Source organism: Buttiauxella ferragutiae (assembly GCF_022637515.1).
GTDB classification, from domain to species: Bacteria; Pseudomonadota; Gammaproteobacteria; order Enterobacterales; family Enterobacteriaceae; genus Buttiauxella; species Buttiauxella ferragutiae.
Genome location: NZ_CP093332.1, coordinates 2,197,603 through 2,217,235 on the forward strand (window position 1 = coordinate 2,197,603; position 19,633 = coordinate 2,217,235).

The 19,633-nt window shown below is 46.0% G+C and carries 23 protein-coding genes and 5 pseudogenes; 25 read left to right on the top strand and 3 right to left on the bottom strand.

What is annotated here, in order from left to right; translation table 11 throughout:
• Nucleotides 1-54 precede the first annotated feature (54 nt).
• Nucleotides 55-891, top strand: a complete 837-nt coding sequence (locus MNO13_RS10050) for a sulfurtransferase (RefSeq protein ID WP_241939933.1) — start codon at nt 55-57, stop codon at nt 889-891.
• A gap of 128 nt (nt 892-1,019) precedes the next feature.
• Here MNO13_RS10050 and MNO13_RS10055 read toward each other — a convergent pair.
• A pseudogene (locus MNO13_RS10055) lies at nt 1,020-1,375 on the bottom strand (transposase); the annotation flags it as partial.
• A 357-nt stretch (nt 1,376-1,732) separates the two neighbouring features.
• Here MNO13_RS10055 and MNO13_RS10060 point away from each other — a divergent pair.
• From MNO13_RS10060 to MNO13_RS10070, 3 genes are all read left to right on the top strand, one after another.
• Complete coding sequence (locus MNO13_RS10060) at nt 1,733-2,032, top strand: DUF6678 family protein (protein WP_232887472.1); 300 nt, start codon at nt 1,733-1,735, stop codon at nt 2,030-2,032.
• 314 nt (nt 2,033-2,346) lie between these two features.
• Nucleotides 2,347-2,826 (top strand): hypothetical protein, encoded by a 480-nt coding sequence (locus tag MNO13_RS10065; RefSeq protein WP_241939934.1) that lies wholly within the window; start codon nt 2,347-2,349, stop codon nt 2,824-2,826.
• A 335-nt stretch (nt 2,827-3,161) separates the two neighbouring features.
• Nucleotides 3,162-3,797, top strand: coding sequence for a LysE family translocator (locus MNO13_RS10070; RefSeq protein WP_241939935.1), 636 nt, complete (start codon nt 3,162-3,164; stop codon nt 3,795-3,797).
• A gap of 108 nt (nt 3,798-3,905) precedes the next feature.
• Here the strand turns inward: MNO13_RS10070 and MNO13_RS10075 are convergent, their stop codons facing one another.
• Nucleotides 3,906-4,379 (bottom strand): NUDIX hydrolase, encoded by a 474-nt coding sequence (locus tag MNO13_RS10075; RefSeq protein ID WP_232887474.1) that lies wholly within the window; start codon nt 4,377-4,379, stop codon nt 3,906-3,908.
• A gap of 219 nt (nt 4,380-4,598) precedes the next feature.
• On the opposite strand from MNO13_RS10075, the pseudogene MNO13_RS10080 reads away from it, so the two are divergent.
• From MNO13_RS10080 to MNO13_RS10105, 7 genes and pseudogenes are all read left to right on the top strand, one after another.
• Nucleotides 4,599-4,742 (top strand): annotated as a pseudogene (locus tag MNO13_RS10080) (IS110 family transposase); the annotation flags it as partial.
• A pseudogene (locus tag MNO13_RS10085) lies at nt 4,743-6,133 on the top strand (hemagglutinin repeat-containing protein); the annotation flags it as partial.
• Nucleotides 6,134-6,849: 716 nt separating this feature from the next.
• Nucleotides 6,850-7,293 (top strand): hypothetical protein, encoded by a 444-nt coding sequence (locus tag MNO13_RS10090; RefSeq protein ID WP_241939849.1) that lies wholly within the window; start codon nt 6,850-6,852, stop codon nt 7,291-7,293.
• 503 nt (nt 7,294-7,796) lie between these two features.
• Nucleotides 7,797-8,363 (top strand): hypothetical protein, encoded by a 567-nt coding sequence (locus tag MNO13_RS10095; protein ID WP_241939936.1) that lies wholly within the window; start codon nt 7,797-7,799, stop codon nt 8,361-8,363.
• A 1-nt stretch (nt 8,364) separates the two neighbouring features.
• Nucleotides 8,365-8,697, top strand: coding sequence for a hypothetical protein (locus tag MNO13_RS10100; RefSeq protein WP_232887503.1), 333 nt, complete (start codon nt 8,365-8,367; stop codon nt 8,695-8,697).
• An 84-nt stretch (nt 8,698-8,781) separates the two neighbouring features.
• Entirely contained in the window at nt 8,782-9,027 is a 246-nt protein-coding gene (locus MNO13_RS24510) for a hypothetical protein (protein ID WP_422387216.1), read from the top strand.
• Nucleotides 9,027-9,296, top strand: a complete 270-nt coding sequence (locus MNO13_RS10105; protein ID WP_241939937.1) for a hypothetical protein — start codon at nt 9,027-9,029, stop codon at nt 9,294-9,296. Before MNO13_RS24510 ends, MNO13_RS10105 begins: the two co-directional genes overlap by 1 nt.
• Before the next feature lie 50 nt (nt 9,297-9,346).
• On the opposite strand, the gene MNO13_RS24385 is transcribed toward MNO13_RS10105, so the two are convergent.
• Nucleotides 9,347-9,679: a SymE family type I addiction module toxin gene (locus tag MNO13_RS24385; protein WP_338423831.1), complete on the bottom strand. Its 333-nt coding sequence runs from the start codon at nt 9,677-9,679 to the stop codon at nt 9,347-9,349.
• A 150-nt stretch (nt 9,680-9,829) separates the two neighbouring features.
• Here MNO13_RS24385 and MNO13_RS10115 point away from each other — a divergent pair.
• From MNO13_RS10115 to MNO13_RS10175, 14 genes and pseudogenes are all read left to right on the top strand, one after another.
• Nucleotides 9,830-12,289 (top strand): annotated as a pseudogene (locus tag MNO13_RS10115) (hemagglutinin repeat-containing protein); the annotation flags it as partial.
• Nucleotides 12,290-12,418: 129 nt separating this feature from the next.
• The gene (locus MNO13_RS24390) at nt 12,419-12,964 is read left to right on the top strand and encodes a polymorphic toxin type 33 domain-containing protein (protein WP_338423838.1); all 546 of its coding nucleotides are present in this window, start codon (nt 12,419-12,421) and stop codon (nt 12,962-12,964) included.
• 9 nt (nt 12,965-12,973) lie between these two features.
• Nucleotides 12,974-13,378, top strand: a complete 405-nt coding sequence (locus tag MNO13_RS10125; protein WP_232887497.1) for a DUF4279 domain-containing protein — start codon at nt 12,974-12,976, stop codon at nt 13,376-13,378.
• A 397-nt stretch (nt 13,379-13,775) separates the two neighbouring features.
• Nucleotides 13,776-14,198 (top strand): annotated as a pseudogene (locus tag MNO13_RS24515) (VENN motif pre-toxin domain-containing protein); the annotation flags it as partial.
• Nucleotides 14,195-14,584 carry a contact-dependent growth inhibition system immunity protein gene (locus tag MNO13_RS10135; RefSeq protein WP_232887496.1) on the top strand — a complete coding sequence of 130 codons (390 nt, stop codon included), beginning with the start codon at nt 14,195-14,197 and terminating at the stop codon, nt 14,582-14,584. The pseudogene MNO13_RS24515 and the gene MNO13_RS10135, both read left to right, overlap by 4 nt.
• A gap of 68 nt (nt 14,585-14,652) precedes the next feature.
• Complete coding sequence (locus MNO13_RS10140; RefSeq protein WP_232887495.1) at nt 14,653-14,793, top strand: hypothetical protein; 141 nt, start codon at nt 14,653-14,655, stop codon at nt 14,791-14,793.
• A gap of 141 nt (nt 14,794-14,934) precedes the next feature.
• Complete coding sequence (locus MNO13_RS10145) at nt 14,935-15,339, top strand: polymorphic toxin type 50 domain-containing protein (RefSeq protein ID WP_232887494.1); 405 nt, start codon at nt 14,935-14,937, stop codon at nt 15,337-15,339.
• 15 nt (nt 15,340-15,354) lie between these two features.
• Entirely contained in the window at nt 15,355-15,654 is a 300-nt protein-coding gene (locus MNO13_RS10150; protein WP_232887493.1) for a MafI2 family immunity protein, read from the top strand.
• Nucleotides 15,655-15,686: 32 nt separating this feature from the next.
• A complete protein-coding gene (locus MNO13_RS10155) occupies nt 15,687-16,223 on the top strand; it encodes a DUF6911 family protein (protein ID WP_241939939.1) in 537 nt (178 codons plus the stop codon).
• Nucleotides 16,183-16,278, top strand: a complete 96-nt coding sequence (locus MNO13_RS24520; RefSeq protein ID WP_422387210.1) for a DUF6911 family protein — start codon at nt 16,183-16,185, stop codon at nt 16,276-16,278. The genes MNO13_RS10155 and MNO13_RS24520 overlap by 41 nt, the downstream gene beginning before the upstream one ends.
• 241 nt (nt 16,279-16,519) lie before the next feature.
• Complete coding sequence (locus tag MNO13_RS10160) at nt 16,520-16,954, top strand: hypothetical protein (RefSeq protein WP_232887519.1); 435 nt, start codon at nt 16,520-16,522, stop codon at nt 16,952-16,954.
• Between the two features lie 243 nt (nt 16,955-17,197).
• Nucleotides 17,198-17,872, top strand: coding sequence for a CsgG/HfaB family protein (locus MNO13_RS10165; RefSeq protein WP_232887518.1), 675 nt, complete (start codon nt 17,198-17,200; stop codon nt 17,870-17,872).
• Nucleotides 17,873-17,889: 17 nt separating this feature from the next.
• Nucleotides 17,890-18,249 carry a DUF4810 domain-containing protein gene (locus tag MNO13_RS10170; RefSeq protein ID WP_232887517.1) on the top strand — a complete coding sequence of 120 codons (360 nt, stop codon included), beginning with the start codon at nt 17,890-17,892 and terminating at the stop codon, nt 18,247-18,249.
• On the top strand, nt 18,246-18,914 hold the full coding sequence (locus MNO13_RS10175) for a DUF799 domain-containing protein (protein ID WP_241939940.1): 669 nt from the start codon (nt 18,246-18,248) through the stop codon (nt 18,912-18,914). Before MNO13_RS10170 ends, MNO13_RS10175 begins: the two co-directional genes overlap by 4 nt.
• The last annotated feature ends 719 nt before the right edge of the window (nt 18,915-19,633 follow it).

A 19,633-nucleotide genomic window follows, 5' to 3' on the forward strand; every position in this document is an offset into this window, starting at 1 on the left:
ATCCTGATATACTAGTCGTGGCGGACCGCCAGGTCTTTTCTGAAAGGAATAATCATGGAAGCTCTTGTTTCTCCGCAGTGGCTTGCTGATAATCAAGCCATACGTGACATCGTAATACTGGATGCCACGCTAAAAAAAACTATGAATACCGCTAATGTAACAACAGGTGAGGTGATCCCCGGTTCGGTCTTTTTCGATCTGGAAAACACCTTTTCCAATCCTGACTCTCCACTTCCTCATACTTTCCCTGTGCTCTCCAGCATGTCATCTCTCTTGGCCAGTATTGGCCTGACACCGGAGTCAGTTGTTGTTGTTTATGATCAGCAGGGAGTCTATTCCGCTCCTCGGGTCTGGTGGATGCTTAAAGTTATGGGGATACAGAATGTGTATCTGCTTGACGGTGGCTTGCCCGCGTGGAAGGAAGCTGGCTTTGAGGTGTCCGGAAACTATACCTTTCTTGGCGCAAAGATTGCCGGGCACTTTTGCGGTCAGCCAAAACAAATAGTTGATAAAACCTCCGTTTCTCAAAATATCGAAACATCTCATTTCGTTTTGGTTGATGCACGACCAGCTGCACGTTTCAATGGACTCCAGGCTGAGCCTCGGTCGGGCTTACGATGCGGACACATTCCGGGTTCAGTTAATATCCCATTTACTGAAGTGTTAACCGGAGGAAAATACAATTCGCCCGAATTACTGGAATATCTTTTCGCACAAAAAGGGATAGTTAACCCGAGAAAACTGGTGTTCAGCTGTGGATCAGGAGTAACGGCGTGCATTGTTCTGCTGGCTGCTTATCACGCAGGTTTTACCGATTTACGGATCTACGATGGCTCATGGGCTGAGTGGGGGGCGTGTAATGAGACAAATGCGGTTATAACAGCGGAATGACGCCAGTTGCTAATAATGGTGGTTCAGTCACTCAGCAACTATAGACAAAAAAATTTTGATGGTAAAAGCGGCGATGCATTTTCTGCATAGGGCGTCCGCTTCACGCCCTGAGACATTCGATAAGCTTTTTATGGCTTCAGTAAGGGCGAGTGTCGCGCTTCAAGAGCCAGCAAATATTTCGCTTCGTCGTAGCGGGTTCTGGTCTTCCAGCAGCGGTAAATGATCCTTATCCATTTGAATGCCAGAGCCCGGATTGCAGATTGGTGAGATTTTCCTTTTTCTCGCAGTCCCTGATAATAAAGTCTGGCCCAGTATGATGAGTTAACCGTCCTGGCAGCCCATTCGCAAAGGTCTGCCTGATGAACTTCGCGCATTGCCATCGCCAGTGAACCCAGGATTTCTGGCCACTTCGTTCTGTCACCGGTGCAATACCTGCGTAGTTTTGAATTTCTTCAGCGCTGTTAAACCGGTCACGGTTACCGATCCTTACCGCTATGAGCTAAAACCCATCGCATGATATCCGGTTTTCGCAGAGTATCATCCGATGATGACAAGCTGCCTAATGCGATGGCATTCATCCGCTGTCTTCTGATCCTTTCGGTACATTACAATATCCGCCTGTCTGATATCACTGAAGGCTCATAGTTAATAGCCCGTCTGATTAACGGCTAGCACACCGTGCCGGGATAGATTGCTTTAAGCAGTGTGTATCCCGGCAGTTTATGAAGAAATTCTCGTGGTAACTGGTTGCAAAGTGCCAAAATGGACGTTGTTAAAAGCATAGTGTGCTAATTTGTACGAAGTTGCTTTTAGGAGGTTTGTTTGAATGCGCTATAGCTGCATGAATAATACAAAATGGAATGAGATCAGGCTTGCAATGATTAGTATGAAATCACCTCCTTTATGGAAAATCACTTATATCAATGGCTATGAAACTGCAGTTGATGGTGAGTGGTTTTATCATTTCAGTGAGGGTGGTTATTTAGATATCCACTATCTTGATGTGATAACAAATTCAGTTGAGCAGCATGCTTTGGTTGGCGCTATTCTTCGGATTATTCATCTACCTGGAATGGAGACTGAAACCGGTTATAGAATTTTTGGGTACGCAGATTCATTCGGCAATGTGAATTATCTTTAGGTGGACAAAACCGTTAAGCGGCCAGCAGGATAACTTAAATCGTTGTGTTGAATTGGCTTCCGCTCTTCGTTCATAGCAGATCCGATCCTTTTAACAGGCAGCTTTGTGCTGGGAGCAGACGTTAAAAAATTATGTAGATACAGTTAGCATGCTCAGATTTATAAGTTAAAATAGCCGTACACGGTAAGGCTGTTATCATCTTTTGATAGACACGAAAATATAATCATGAATAAAAGTTATTATTTCGAAAGTAAATATAAAAATGGTCCATTACAGTCGTGGTATGCATCATTATGGGCGGATGGTTCTGGTATATGTTGTGGGCATCAAGTATCTCCCATAATACCATTTTACAAAAATCGGTGCCTGAGTGGGCAACGTATATTTCTTTTGGTGTATTGATTGGATGCTTCTCATTTATTCACGCTTTTTATCTTCGCACTTTTAACAAAACAATAAAGTATCTTTGTAATGAATTCTTTGGCGGTTTTTGCTTGGAATTTGTATTGAGTTTAAACTGTTACGATGTCTATGTTTATATCTTCCCGGACAAAATAATTGGCTATGAATCTGCATATGAGGTTGTCTTCCCTAGACCATCCAGGGGTAAGCATGGGCATTGTGAAGCAGGTATCTGGTTAAAAGATCAGAATACCACCAGATGGATACAGCTTTGTACAAATAAAGAATTTCTACGCAGCCACCGTAAGCAAGGAATGACAGGAGTATGGGTATCAGCTCGTGTTAATAAAATTGGAACCTACATCGTGAAATACGAATTTATTTATATGTAAATGAAATAATCTGAATATATTACAATAGATAAGGTCGCCACTTTTTTGTGTCTGTGAAAATGAATGATAGCCAGCGTCTGCTCTTCGCTGTGAGTTCAACTGGTCGATGCAACGCTATCCATTGGTTGAAGTCGCAACGGATTCCGGGAATCGGAAACCAAGTGCAGCGACTGCTGTATGACGTTTTGTTGGGTAATCTGTATCTAACGCGCGCCCTTTGACGCCACTACTATTGCCTGATCCATCCAGGTGCATACCATCTGAGATGGCGAAAGCCGTTTTATGCTGATTTATCGGAGCTCACAATTCGTTATTTCTTCCTTTGGAGTTACGCCATGCCCGAACTGTCCAACTTGTTTGCCTACGGTCTGATCTCACTTGGCATGGTGCTGACTCCCGGCCCGAACATGATTTATCTCATCTCGCGGTCGATCTGCCAGGGACGAATGGCTGGACTGATTTCCTTATGCGGTGTGGCATTGGGTTTCGTCGTCTATATGCTTTGCGCTGCATTTGGCATCACGGCCTTGGTATTGGCTGTTCCTTATGCGTATGACACCCTGCGACTTGGCGGCGCGCTCTATCTGCTCTACCTCGTTTGGCAGGCCGTCAAGCCCGGTGGCCGCTCTCCGTTTCAGGTGCGCGACCTTCCCAAGGACAGCCCGCGCAAGCTGTTCATCATGGGCTTTTTGACCAACCTGCTGAATCCAAAAATAGCGGTCATGTATTTGTCGTTGCTGCCCCAGTTCATTAACCCCGTCGACCACGGCAGCGTACTGGCGCAATCCATCGTGCTTGGCTTTACGCAGATCGTCATTAGCGTGAGCGTCAACGGCCTGATTGCCGTCATGGCTGGCTCTATCGCGGTATTTCTTGCAAGCAGGCCCGGGTGGCAGATCGTCCAACGCTGGATGATGGGGACGGTGCTCGCGAGCTTGGCCGTGCGCATGGCCGTCGAATGGAGGCGCTAAATCCGGCCGTTTGAGTTTGGCGCGAGCACTGAATGGCCCGCTGATCGATTTAGCCAATCTGTTGCATCGACCGGTTGAACCCACAGCCAAAAGAGGGCGTTAAAATAATTATGATGCGCTGTATTTTGGAGAGCAGGTTAACTTGCCTTCAAGTATGTTAATGATCAAATCGTGTGGGAAGATTGTTTCTTTAGTATGTCTGAGCTCATCGACTGCCCACCAATAGTGATCGCGAATGACTTTCTTTTCGTTGCAACTCCAGCCTGAGCTATCGATATCTGATTTATCTGTATAAATAATAAAAAAACGCTCTTCAGCAAGAACTGTCTCCCCACTTGGCAGCATCATTGTAAAGGTTCTGGATGCTATCTGCGGTCCTGCTGTTGTTCTTGTCAGACCGGTTTCTTCAAATAATTCGCGTAAAGCAGCCTGCTCATAGGATTCATTATGTTCGAGCCCTCCACCTGGAGTTGCCCAGTATGTCTTTCCACTCAAAGCATCGTCTGTATGGCAGAAACTAAAAAGTAGGACGTGATTTTCAGGCGAAAGAACGATCAATCGAGATGATGGACGAGTGCGCACAAGGCCCCCTTAAATAAAGTTAAACCCTAATTTTTGAATTTATGTAAACATAAGCGGCATTCTTACGTGACTAATATAGCAGGATTTTTCTCAGCTTTAACTGCATTCAACGTCCTCTTCACGCCCTGAGACATTCAACCGATGGATGCAACACACTGCTTAAAGCGCTAGACGGGTGACTCATAGTTTAGTGTTTTTCTCGGTCTCTCGTTAAGTTGCCCAGCAACAACCATCGCCATGGAAGCCTGTGGTGGTTCTCACTTTATGGCGCGGAAGTTGACCGAACTGGGTCATTTTCCAAAGCTGGCATCACCACAATTTGTCCGTCCATTCGTTAAAACCAATAAAAACGATTTCGTCGACAAAGGCAGCGAAAAAGGCAACGGCACCACACACACCGAAACCACCCTTGATGCGGGTAACCGCCTGAACATCACCAGCGGGCGCGACACCACCCTTATCGGGGCGCAGGCTAACGGCGATAAAGTGACGCTGGATGTGGGGCGCAACCTGACGCTTTCCAGCGAGCAGGACAGCGACAATTACGATTCGAAGCAACAGAATGCCAGCGCCGGCGGCAGCGTCAGCTGGGCGGTGGCAGCGCGTCGGTGAGTCTCAGCCAGGACAAAATGCACAGCACCTGGGATGCGGTGAAAGAGCAGAGCGGTATCTTCGCGGGTCACGGCGGTTTTGATATTACCGTCGGCAAACATACGCAGTTAAACGGTGCGGTGATGAGCTCAACGGCAGACGCCAGCAAAAACAAACTGGACACCGGCACGCTGGGCTTCAGCAATATCGACAACCACGCGGAATACAGCGTAGAGCACCAGAGCGCGGGCATCAGTACGGCGGGCAGTATCGGCAGCCAGTTCCTGGGTAACGCGGCCAGTACATTACTGGTGGGGGCAAGCGGTAAGGGGAGCACGGCCTCCGCCACGAAATCGGCGGTCAGCGCGGGTCGTATCACTGTCCGGGACAAAGACCAGCAGACGCAGAATATCGCTGACCTGAGCCAGGATGTGGCACATGCCAACCCGGGTCCGGATGTTATTTTTGACAAGGAGAAAGAGCAGAACCGCCTGAAAGAAGCACAGATGACAGGGGAAATCGGCAATCAGGTGATGGATATCGCGAAGACGCAGGGTGATATTGCCGACGCGAAGGCGCAGAAAGATCCGAAAGCCAGGGAGGACGCGAAGAAGGCCCTTGCCAGGCAAGGTGTCCGGCATCCGACAGACAAACAAATCAGCGAGCAGGTCAGCGCGACGGCGACGGCCCCTTACGGCCCGGGCAGCGACCTGCAGCGAGGGCTTCAGGCGGCGACAGCGGCGGTTCAGGGGCTGGGCGGCGGTGATATGGCGAAGGCGATTGCGGGTGGCCTGAGCCCGTATATGGCGGAACTTATCCACAATCAGACAACGAGTCCGGACGGTACGGTCAACAAAACCGCCAACGCCATGGCCCACGCAGTGTGGGGAGCCATCGCCGCCCGGGCCAGCGGCAACAGTGCTCTTGCCGGAGCAGGCGGAGCCGTCAGTGGTGAATTGATGGCACGCACAATTGGGGGGATACTGTATCCGGACGTGAAGCCGGAAAACATGACCGGGGAACAGAAGCAAACCCTGTCGGTCCTGGGTACCCTGGCCGCCGGGCTGGCAGGCGGGTTAGCCGGTGACAGTTCAGCGAATGCCGTGGCGGGAGCACAGGCCGGGAAGAATGCGGTTGAGAATAATGCGCTGAGCGTGCCGGACAACAAAGCGCGTGCTCAGGAAATGACTCAGTGCCAAGGCAGTGCTGCCTGTGAAAATACCGTTATTGATAAGTACAAGAAAATCAATGCTAAACAGCATGAAAGCGTGGTGGGATGCAAAGGCGCTCAGGACTGTGTTAACAAAGCCAATGAGGTGGGCCAGTTACAGGCTGATTATGCCCGTCGTACCAGTGAGTTGCTTGAAAAGGCTCGTTCTGATGGTGGTTTAAGCCCGGCAGAACAGAACGAATTGTCTATTCTTCAGGTGACATCTATCCAGCTTGAAGCAGACAGAAATGCGGCAATCCACAATGCGTTGATGTCTGGTGACTCGTCTGAAGCGAAACAGCTTGCGATTAACTCGTTAGCGCAGGTGGCTGGGACAAGTGCGGCGGGGATAGCTGCCGGGATTGGAAAGGCTGGCTCAGGAAAAGGTAATATTCAGCAAGATTCGATGCTGGGTCAGAATGGTGTTCAAACTGCCAGTAAGACTATATGGAAAGGTACAGGAAAAGAACGAATAGATGTTGAAAACCCTAATCCAGGTCAAAGACCAGGACAGTTACATTATCAGGATAATAAGGGAAATAAATACCTTTACGATCCCCAAACAAATTCATTCCCTGATGCGCCTAAATCAGTAAATAACTTATTGAATGACAGCTCATTTAAGAAAGCTATCGATAAAGGTATGACGCAATATCTAGGAGAGAAAAAATGAAGTGTAATTCACTGATGATGAAGGAAATTATCAATGCAGACTGGAAGGGCCTCTCTCTTCCTGAAGAACTTCAACTATGGGTGGATTGTGGTTTTATAAGAGTTGATGGATGTGTCTTTTTGGCTGGTCTATTCAAGGGTAACCTTGGGATAAATAATCATTTTGATAAAACAGGAATTGAGTGTTTCGTGAATTCCTTCCATGTCGATGATTACGTTTCAGAAAGGTATCTAGACTATTCTTGTTTATTTTGTAATGAAATACTAAGTCAATGGGAACGTAATAATGATAATAAGGCTGAATATCTAAATGTCATTATTTCTCTTGATGATTTTGGAGCTGTTATTAAAGTTCATATGAAACGCGAAGGTGAAAATTGGTTAAATAGTAATCTTGATAAATATGAAGATGCTATTCTGGAAACGAGTACACCACTTTGAATTGTAAAAAAAACCAACCCTTGAGGTGCAGGCTGACGGTGCTGCTGTAATAAGTGGTCATTTTATTGGCACGCTTTGCATGCCTGATACTACTACGGTTGTTATAGTTGCTCTTTAACAATGTCAGGAAAATGGATAGCGGGGTGCAAAAGTGCGCGTCGGGGCTTGTGCGTCCGTCCATCAAAATGCACTGGCGGAAATGGCCTGCAATTTACTGATAGCACTGGGAAAGTTAGTGTTCTCTGGCTGAGTTCACAAAGGATAAAGTTGTTGTTGAGAATAACTATCTGAGTGATAAGGATATCAAAACCTTCACTGAGAAATATGCCGCTGCGAAGACTGATGCCGAGAAAGAACAGCTTGTTGCTGACCTGAAAAAACTGGATACAGATAAGCAGAAGCAGGCGTTATCCACAGGAATTTCGATAGCTGATCAGAAGGATGTACTGGCTGATCTGAAAGCCCTTGCCGCATCACCAGAATGTACCGCGAAGTGTCAAGAATTGGCTGCTTACTCCATTTCAGAACTTGAACCCGTCGCTAACAACACGCAACTGCATGAAGACAATCTTATAAAGGGAATACTGGCGGGTGTTATTTATGCACTGACAGTGGAGAAACCCTCATCAGGAAGCGATAAATCAGGTGTAAAACCAACTGTACCGTCAACAGCAGGTAAAACGAGAACATCTGCAATAGATGATATTGTTAATCGTGAAGCTCAGGCGGCAAAAGGTGGAACTGCCAGAGCTCAGAAATACTCAGATAATTGGCCGACTGGTAATCTTGATGCAGCAATTAAAAAATTTGCAGGTAGTGATCCTGTTGTGACTACGACTGATAAAGGAAAGCGTATTTATACTAACCCTCAAACAGGTGTTCAGGTCGTTGAGGATACTTCTGGAAGTTACTTCCGGATTTATGACCCCAACTTATCAGGCAAGAGAGCTTATATGGACTTGGATGGAAATATCCCAAATAACAAGATATTAGATAATGGTAAGCAATCTGGAAGAACACAGGGTGAGTATAACGAGGCAACTCACTTTAACATTGACAGGAATAAATAATATGAAGTGTATCTCAGTGCCTATAAGTGCAGATGCTATGAAGCGTTTAGATTTTGATGAATGTGTCAACGGTGATCTGATTGAAGTCCTCCTTAGTGAGGAAGAATATAATAGTCTCTGGAATACTGGCGTGATAAATAAAATCAATAGTGCTCTGCATATAAATATTGATGATTATGAGGACGAGGAACTTCTGGGTAGTACGAACCTTCTTCAAGCTAAGGGAATTATTGAGTCTGAATTATCTTCATGCATGAATGAGATTCTTGAAAAATTGTTATTACAAGTGAACAAAGCAATTGAATACAATACAGGTGTATTTTTTTATTTTTAATGAATTGCCCCGGAAACCTTATCCGGGGTTGCTATCGATAACGGTATTTCTGCTGTTCGAACACCAGATCTGTGGGTTAATGGTATAGGTAAAGTTGATGTTTACACACCTCAAACGTCAAATTTAGGTAATGTTGTCAAGGCTATAGAGAAAAAAGATAGTCAAACAACAGCAGTTCTAACTCAAATTGATTTGTCTCTACAAGATATGCAATCTATGTCATCTAGATTATGGGGAAAACCATCAGTTAAGAATATAAATACATTATTTTTCCAAGATTCAAAAGGGCAAGTTTACCGTTTTGAACGACCAGCTTCAGGAGCAAAATAATGTCAAAGTTGGAATGCCAGTGTGGACACATTATGGTTGTACATACAAAGGAAGAAGACTTTCTATATGATCTTATATCTCAAAGAAAAATAATGGATCTTTTTAATAAATGGGATGAGCTTGGAGATAAATTTGATTCAGAAGCCTTCTTTAGTGAATACAATCAATTTAGATCCGATGTATATAAATGCCCTGAGTGCGGTAGGTTATCAGTTGAAGAGCCTCCAGGGAGTAACCAGTTTAGTTCTTATATAAAAGAAACGAAGTAGAAGTAAAGATCCCGGCTGTTGTGATGAACTTCGCCGGGATCGTTTATCTGCTACTCAACCACAGGCCGGATCACCAGTTGCCCCTGCTCCACAGCGACGGTAACCGGCGTATCCGTCCCGAACCCCGCCTCTTTTAGCCAGTCGCCTTTAAGATGCAGGCTGGGATGGCGGTTGTAATAGGTGGTCATGAGAGTGACCCGGCGAAACTGCTGGCGGGGGGCAACCTGACGATTAACGGTAACACGGTCTATAACGAAAACAGTGAGATTGTGGCCGGTAAGACCCTGACGGTTAATGCGGACAATGTGGACAACCACCAGACGGAAGGTCAGCGTATTATCACCGACGACGGAACGCTGAAGCATTATTATCGCAAGCATCATAAAGGGGGGGACTCGCCGGGGATCGATACCTCTGACTACAGGTCACCGGACACCATTCAGACCATAGCGCTCAGCCCGGGGCGGATGGACGGTAACAGTCGCTTTAGTGGCAGTGGTGAAACGATTGACGCTCAGGGCAACCGCACGACAGATGTCAGCACGGGGGGCGCTGGAAATACCAGTACCCATGTGAACGGCAGCGATAAAACACCGGTGCAGATACCGCCCGGCACGCAGTTTGAGGTGGCACCGGAAATCGGTGAGAAGGATAACACCATCTCCCTAGGGGCGGGGCATGACCTGCTGATTAAAGGCGGCGGTGTGGCGGGGACGCAGGATGTTTCGCTGCGTGGCGGGCACGATGTGACCCTCACGGCGGCAGAGGACAGCCATCAGGAACTGCACCTGATGCAGCAGAAAAAATCCGGTCTGTCCGGTACCGGTGGCATCGGTATCAGCTACGGCACCCGTGACCTGAAAACTACCGATACCACCACCACGCATAACAGCGCGGGCAGCACGGTCGGTAGCGTCGGCGGCAATGTGAAAATCGTGGCGGGCAATGGCCTGACGGTGAAAGGGTCGGACGTGATTGCCGGGGGGAATATGGCCCTGCAGGGCAAACATGTCGACATTCTTGCCGCCGACAACGACAGCAGCCAGACTCATAAAGTGGAGCAGAAAACCAGTGGCCTGACGCTGGCGCTGAGCGGTACGGTCGGCAGTGCGATAAACCAGGCTGTCACCACCGTCAGCGATGCGCGTAAAGAAGACAGTGGCCGGCTCGCGGCTCTGGATGGTGTGAAAGCGGCACTGAGCGGTGTGCAGGCGTATCAGGGAAACCAGCTGGCGCAGGCACAGGGTGACCCGGGCAGCATGATTGGCGTCAATCTGTCTTACGGCAGTCAGAAGTCCACGTCGACCCGGACACAGACCAACCACGACAGCCAGGGCAGCACCGTTCAGGCGGGAAAAAACCTCAGCATTCACGCCACCGGCAGCGACATCACCGTGCAGGGGGCGCAGATTAAAGCCGGCAATGACATCACGCTTGAGGCTGCGCGCGATGTGAACCTGCTTTCGGCTGAAAACACCCGCCAGCTTGACGGCAAAAACGAGAGCCAGGGGGGCTCGGTGGGCGTGGGCATTAACTTCGGCAGTGGCAGTAACGGGATTTCAGTCAATGCCAGCGTCAACAAAGGCAAAGGCAGCGAAAAAGGCAACGGCACCACACACACCGAAACCACCCTTGATGCGGGTAACCGCCTGAACATCACCAGCGGGCGCGACACCACCCTTATCGGGGCGCAGGCTAACGGCGATAAAGTGACGCTGGATGTGGGGCGCAACCTGACGCTTTCCAGCGAGCAGGACAGCGACAATTACGATTCGAAGCAACAGAATGCCAGCGCCGGCGGCAGCGTCAGCATGGGCGGTGGCAGCGCGTCGGTGAGCCTCAGCCAGGACAAAATGCACAGCACCTGGGATGCGGTGAAAGAGCAGAGCGGTATCTTCGCGGGTCACGGCGGTTTTGATATTACCGTCGGCAAACATACGCAGTTAAACGGTGCGGTGATAGGGTCAACGGCGGATGCCAGCAAGAACAAGCTCGATACCGGTACGCTGGGCTTCAGCGATATCGAGAACAAAGCGGATTACAAGGTCGAGCACCAGAGCGTCGGCATCAGCACTGGCGGCGCTATCGGCAAAGACTTTGCAGGTAACATGGCAAACAACCTGTTGGTCGGTGCGAACTCAGAAGGGCATGCCAGCTCGACAACGAAAGCGGCGGTATCGGAAGGGACTATCGTTGTTCGTGATACCGCCAGTCAGAAACAGGACGTCAGCACGTTAAGCCGTGATGTGGAAAACGCCAATCCGGGGTTGGACGTTATCTTCGATAAAGAGAAGGAACAGAACCGCCTGAAAGAAGCGCAGTTGACAGGTGAAATAGGTAATCAGGCAATGGATATTGCCAGAACCGAAGGGGCTATCGCGGCGACCAAAGCGGCAAACGAGAAGATGAAGACCGTGCGCCCGGAGGACCAGTCAAAAGCTGAAGCACAGTGGCGCAAGGCCAATCCGGGCAAGGAACCGAAAACGGAGGACATCAGCAAGCAGGTTTACCAGAACTTCTACAATCAGGCGTTTAATGACTCCGGGTTCGGTACGGGCGGCAAGGTTCAGCAAGGGATGCAAGCCGCTACTGCCGCCATACAGGGCTTGGCGGGTGGAAACATGGCAGCCGCGATAGCCGGTGGTGCAGCCCCCTATATAGCGAATGTAATTGCGCAAAGCACCGATGATCTAGCGGCACGGACATTGGCTCATGCTGCGGTGAATGCGGCTATCGCAGCGGCACAGGGGAATAATGCGTTGGCCGGTGCCGCTGGAGCTGCGACGGGTGAACTTGCGGCCGGTATTATCAAAGACCAGTTGTACGGCAAAGACACGCCAATCAGTGAGCTGAGTGAAGAGCAGAAGCAAACCATCAGCGCACTGGCAACGTTAGCCGGTGGTCTGGCTGGCGGGTTGACGGGTGATAGTTCAGCAGATGCGTTAGCAGGGGGACAAGCGGCGAAGACGACTGTTGAGAATAACTCTTTGAGTCTTGTAGCCAGAGGGTGCGCGATGGCGGCACCGTGCAGGACGAAAGTTGCGGAGCAATTGCTGGAAATCGGTGCAAAAGCGGGGATAGTGGGCCTTGCCGGAGCCGCGATCAAGGAGGTTGCGGATAAGATGACCTCTGACGAACTGGATCATCTTGTTACCCTGGAAATGATGGGTAACGACGAGGTTACTGGAAAGTATCTCAACTCGCTTCAGGATAAATATGCTCCTGCTCATACCGGCGGTGACCAGATAGCTGAGTCAGGCCCAACCAACACGGGCGGAAACCAACTACCAGACCAGAGCGTAAATCATACAGGTAACAATAATGGTCAGACTGACTCGGGACCAAGTAATACAGGTGCTAACCAAACTGTAGACTCATTACCAAACAACACGGGTAATACCGAAGCTGTACCTGAGCTACCTAACCATATGGTAAGTGATGGACATGATAATGGGGCGGAAAAACCATCTAATATAAAAGTCGCTGATGATAAATTCCTCAAAAATAACGGTGTGGATGCTCATCAAATCAAGAAGGATTTCCACGGTGCTAAAGCGGAAATAAAGCTTTATGACATTTATGTTGATAAAGATAATGGGCAGTTGTGGATTTTCAGGAAAGGTGGGAAAGGTGAAGGTATCCCGACTGGCGAATTTATTAATAAGTAGGGCAGTTACATGGATAAAACAACAGTAAAGGCAGAATTTTCCATTTGCGGGGATGTCTTTGATCCCAATGAGATAACTGCTTTACTGCAGATAGAGCCTATGGAGGTTCATCTCAAAGGTATCATCAGCGGAACGAGAAAAAGACCGAGTACAGAGACGAGCTGGTCAATCTGTACAGAGAAAGAAGAGTCCTATGATGTAGATGAGCAAACAAGAAAATTGTTGTCTTCGTTAAGATATAAAACTGAAATTTTGGAAGAAATAAAAGAGAAATATGGTGTTACGTTCATTTTTTCTCTTTTAATAGAAATAGAGAATGGGGAAAAGCCATCCATCTATTGGTCAGCAGAAACGAATCAGTTTTTGGGTAGTATTGGGGCTGAAAGTTCTATTGATTTATATATTTACAGTTAAACACCCTATGGTTTAGTTGTATAAGATCCCGGCCAACAGGCCGGGATCTCTGGTTCTACGCGGCTTTGTTGTTGAGAATAACTCGCTGAGCGTGGTTGTTCAGGGTGGAAAACTGGCAGTACAGGGTTGTACCAAAGTAGCGGCGTGCCGGAATGCCCTGGTTGAAAAAGGGTTGGGTGCTCTGTTGGGTATTGGTGCAGCGGAAACAGCCCTGGATAATTTATCCTCTTCAGATCAGCAGTATGTCTTTGCTGTGGCAATGAATGGTGGGCAGGCCGACCTCGTAGAGAAACTGACGCCGGAACAGCGTGCAGCTTATGATTATATTGTTGAGCAGGATAAAAAAGGGACATACTCACTATTACCGGCCCAGCAAAGTTCAACGGACAAGCCCTCATCAGGCCCGAATGTGGCGAAAGATCTGACGGATGCGGAGAAGGCTGAAGCGGGTGGAACCGGTACTGGGACGCCGCCACCGCCAGAAAATGATCCAAAAAATTCAGAAGAGAAAAAAGTCGATAAATTGAATCAGAAGCAAGAAAGTTCTGTTAGAAAAATCGATAACCTCATAAAAAATTCATTAAAAGATCATGATATTACAGGCTCTCTTAAAGACATGGACGGTAACCCTATCCCTAAGCCGGATAGTCCAGGGCAAAACTGGAATCATATGAAAGAGATGCAAGATACCCTTAATGGTTTAAGGAATCATGCAAACACCCTGAAAAATGTTAATAATCCAGAAGCTCAGGCAGCATATGGAAGGGCAACAGAAGCGATTAATAAAATAGAATCAGCTATCAAAGGATACGGCATATGACAACGTTTAGAGACCGGTTAATGGCGAAAGGTTGTAATTATGAGCCTAACGCTAGGTCATCTCTTGATGAGTGGTTTAGCAGTATTGTAGATGTACAACTTGATGAATTGGACGTTGGAGATATTGCGCGAGCTATAAGACAAGATCTTTTTTTAGGTGATGTGTTACCAATAGCCGAGGCTATCTTGCAAGGTGACCCCTTGGCTGGGGATGATTACGATGGGCAGCTAATATCATCAATCGCATCCTTAAGCCATAACGAAGCAAAGAGCGTATTACCTTACCTTAAAAAAATAAGTTTACTTTTAAATCAATTGGATAAAAGTGATTTTGACGAGCAGTTACTGTTAGATATAAAGAAAATAGATAAATTAACTGCTTGTTAGAAATAAAGATCCCGGCCACCGAGGCGGGATCTTTTTATCTGTCATTCCATCACAGGCCGGATCACCAGTTGCCCCCGATCAACAGCGATGGTGACTGGCGTATCCGTCGTAAATCACGACTCTTCCAGCCAGTCACCCATCAGGTGCAGGCTGGGCAAACGGGTAAAACGGTGCGCGAAAGTGCACGTCGGTTCATCAGAATGCACTGACAAAACTGGGTTGTAACCTGCTGACTGTACTAGGAAAATAGCTGTTCTCTGGCCGACTTCGCAACGGATAAAGTTGTTGTTGAGAATAATGCGCTGAGTGAGGACGAAGAAGAAATAGAGCGTACGCACGGCGTTTTAGAAATGAAACTTCCGAGATTAGATCTCGGGATCGGCGCGCTGCGGGATGAACACGGAAACCCAATACCGGGAACGGCAGGCTTGCCTGGTGGCGTTCCGATTAATAAAGGTCAGCAAAATAAACATATACCGGGCACAAATGAGTACAAAATCGCTTCAGATGCAGGGCTGAATAAAAGTACTCTTACGGTTCCTGCGGACTCATTACTCCCACAATTAGGGACTGGGCAACAGGTTGGTAACTCTCCAGTGGGAACACTTGGGTCCAAAGAGAGAATTAACTACGGTCAGAATATTGGTAACTATATTGACCCACAGACTGGTATTTCCACGCCAACGACGAATGGAATAGTCCATTATGGAAAAAATGGTGTTCACATTGTCCCGGCCAGACCTTCAGAAAAATAGAAGAGGATATTCTTAATGAATAATGCAGATTTAAATGGGTATTTTAGGCTTTCATTGCAAAGAGCATTGCTAGGTAACGTGACTTGCAATATAAGAGGGGTTCTTGCATCGTTGGATGGTAGTCACATCGAATTGATTTTTTATTATGATGGTGATATTAGCGAAGGCGATAAAGCTAATGCTTCAGAAATAGAAACTGAAGTTATCGCTGATTTTGATGATGATTTTACGATAAATACAAGTACAGAACAGCTTGATTACCCTCAACCAATAAAATTAGATAGTGGATTCTTAGTATATCTACGAAAAGAATAAAAAAATCCCGGCGATCACTTGCAGGGATTTATGTGGAGAATAATGCGCTGAGTGCACCGCAGATAGATGACTTTGCGGCAAGAGCGAAAGGGTGTGACGCTCGCGGTGACTGCGGTCAGATCGTGAAGGAAATGGAAGAACTGAGCCAGAAGCAGCGTAATGAGCTAATTGTTACTTGTGCTTCGAATGCAGTGGCCTGTAAAGAGAAATACGGTGAGATCCCGGCTAACAGTATGCTGGTTCATGAAGCGATTGACAGAGCGCTGGGTGAAGATATCCCGTGGGCAATGAAGAATGATTTATCGGTTTTGCTGATGCAGCAGATGGATGAGTCAGGAATAGGTATATTGAGTATAAAAAATAATGCACCCTCTGAAGTAGGTCCTTATCAATTGTCTTTATACTCACAAAATAATAATTACTTAATATTATTAAGTGAATTCGATATAGATGGTGAGCATATAGTAAGAACTTCAGTTAACCAGGAAGCACTTGATGGTTATGTTGATATTTTTGGTGAAATGCATAGTGCTACAAACTGTAATCGAAGACTTCGATCTCGTAATTAGGGCTTTTAAAGAATTTTGTGATACTGGAGATGTTTCAAAAACTCTTTTTAATTGACAGGAAACCTCAACTCGTAGGCGCTGAGGTTTTGTTTTATTGACTACTACAGATAGACGTATCCCACCGCAAAAAGCTCCGTTTAATTCACAGGGGCACCTGTATATTTTTATTGTAAAAATTACATAACACCTGATGACTGACAATCATAATGTTACTAATGCTTGGAAAATGTTTGATCGTAAAAGAGAAAGGATGGGGACTTATGATAGTGATTTAAACAGGATTAAGGAGGTAATTTATGTTTGGCATATTCCCCGGGAATACCCCAATAACTATGAATGATGAACTGGTTCTACCTGCAGAAATTGTTATTGATGATTTTCAAGAGAAACTGTACATCCCTATAACTTATTGGAAGTTAAGCGATTACAAAATGAGTTGGCTGAAGTCTCTTGAACACGGACTCACCAATAAAGAACACTCGGTATTAGCTGTATCTATGTATGAGCCTGTCGACATGAATTTCATATTTATATGGGTTATATATTTTCATGATAATAAGGTGTTCATACAAAACAAAGTGTTATTTCTTGATGAACACCCGGATTTTACTGTTGATAGAATTAACGACTTTATAGACTCTTGTATTACTTATAATGAAGATGGAATGAAAACATCCGAATGGAATACGGATCTAAAAAGTGTCATTCATTTTTATGAGAGTCTTAAATAATAAAACAATTCCGACCAAGTCGCCGGGATATTTTTACATATCACTCCACAGACCTAATCACCAATTCCTGGTCGAATGGGTTTAATGAAAAACCTAATGTTAATGATGAAGGTGAAATAATTTTTGGTGGGAGTGAAAAATACAAATGATAAAGTATTTTTTATTCTTGTCAGGGATGTCTTTATCACTATCCATATGTTTATTTTTGTATGTGGACATGAATTTTTAAAAGGAAAATGACAGATGCTTAAAAAAATAGTAATCGCTGCAGTTTGTGGTTTAGCAATAATAACAAGTGGTTGTGCGACAGAGTCATCCCGGTCTGTTGAAGTCGCAAAGGTCACAAGTGCCAGTACGCAATGGCATGGTCCTCGTAGTCCAATATCTGTTGGGAAGTTTGATAACCGATCTGACTATATGAATGGCATTTTTTCCGATGGTATTGATCGTCTGGGTAGCCAGTCAAAAACCATTCTGATAACTCATTTACAACAAACCGGACATTTCAATATTCTTGACCGCGCTAATATGGCCGAAATTAAAAATGAAGCTGAGATTAGTGGTAAAGGACAGCAGCTTAAAGGCGCTACGTTTATTATTACGGGTGATGTTACTGAGTTTGGTCGAAAAGAAACTGGAGACCGACAGCTGTTTGGTATTCTGGGTCGAGGTAAAACTCAGGTTGCTTATGCCAAAGTTGCATTAAATGTTGTCAACGTTAAAACCTCTGAGGTGGTGTTTTCATCTCAGGGGGCTGGTGAATACGCATTATCAAATCGAGAAATTGTTGGTTTTGGTGGAACGGCAAGCTACGACTCAACATTGAATGGCAAAGTGCTGGATCTGGCAATTCGTGAAGCTGTAAATAATCTTATTGCCGGAATTGATAATGGTAGCTGGAACCCCTCCAACAACTAATATAAGGATAATATAAAGTGAAGAATGTAAATAAAATAGTCTTGAGTTTATTTGTTATTACCCTGGCAGGGTGTGCAAAACAAGAGTCAAAAAAAATATACCAGTGGGGAAATTATCAGGATACGTTGTACAGTTTCTATTCTAATAATACGGCTCCGGAAGCGCAAATTGGTGCATTACAGGAGGTAGTTGAGAAAGCAAAAGCCACTGCAAAACCCGTTCCTCCAGGATTACACGCTCAGTTAGGTATGCTTTATAGTAAAACAGGTAAGTTGGATCTTGCGATGGTTGAATTTAATAAGGAAAAGACAATGTTCCCAGAGTCTGCCCCATATATGGATTTTCTCACCAGTAAAGACAAAGGAAGCCTGAAATGAAATCATTATTTGCGGTATCACTCTTAATAATAAGCCTGCTGTTAACAGGCTGTGCAAAACCAGGTCAGGTTCAGACTAAAGATTACTCAGCATTTAAGGAAAGTAAACCTCGTAGCATTTTAGTCTTACTGCCTAAAAATCAGTCAACAGATGTTGATGCAGGCCATAGCCTACTGTCTGTAGTGACCTATCCTCTTGCTGAAGGCGGTTATTATGTATTTCCGGTTGCTGTAGTGGAAGAGACATTTAAACAAAATGGTTTGTCAAATGCTGAAGATATAAATGCTGTCAGTACCACTCGATTGCATCAGATTTTTGGGGCAGATGCAGTATTGTATTTAAATATCGAAAAATATGGGACCTCTTATCAGGTTATCAACAGTGATACCCGGGTTTCCGCCAGTGCCAGATTAGTCGACTTACGGTCAGGCAAGGAATTGTGGACGAATTCTGCGACGGCTTCATCTGACGAAAACGACAATAATTATAATAATGGTCTACTTACAATGGTTGTTAGTGCGGCCATTGAACAAATAGAAAATACTGTGGGTAATAAATCACATGAGATAGCTGGTATCACAAGTGCACGTCTACTAAACGTGGGTTCGTCTGGCGGATTGCTGTATGGTCCTCGTTCCCCTGTGTATGCGAAGACTGCACTGTAGTTGATAATAATGCGCCGGCAGTTCCGATGCCACCTCCACCTGTAGCCGGTACGAATACAGGCGACGCCGTTACTGAGGCTAACATTGTAATGTAATATCAGCGGTTTCCTGTCCAGATATAGGTAATACCTCCGCACAAGACCCTTTATGGCTCAGGAACCGCGAACTGGCGCTTCAGTAAAATGGGCAGACTATTAAGGTGTCCGGTATTGCCGAACCACTACACATGGCGGGGGACTTTCAGCAGAACAAAATGGGCGGGATATTGTTTTTTGCGTTCGCCTGTTAATGAAGTAATGTTCTTTGCACTATTCATTGCGAAAACACTGCAGGTGACAGAAATGTCATCATTCAGTCATGGGATAAACAGAGGCTGGTTTTTATAATTAATCCTAAATAAGGATCAGGGTGATAGACAGATTTCACACTGGTTCTTGAGTGACGATTAACCAGATCCCCTATTAAATGATTTCATGATATTTATTTAGCTTATTAATAATTTTGCGGCAGAGTTCTTGCCATGTAAAGATCCTTGTATCGCTTGTTGCCGTTATGGCCTTTACTTCGTCTTCCAGTTGCAGACTAAAGAGCATCGTAGCCAAGTTACCCAGAATTAACCCGTAGCTCCACTTGTTAGACCCTCATTTGACGCCGCTTTAACTGGCTAACGCTCCTCAACAGGGAGCGCTTTTTTCACACAGGGCCTTCCTCATTAATTT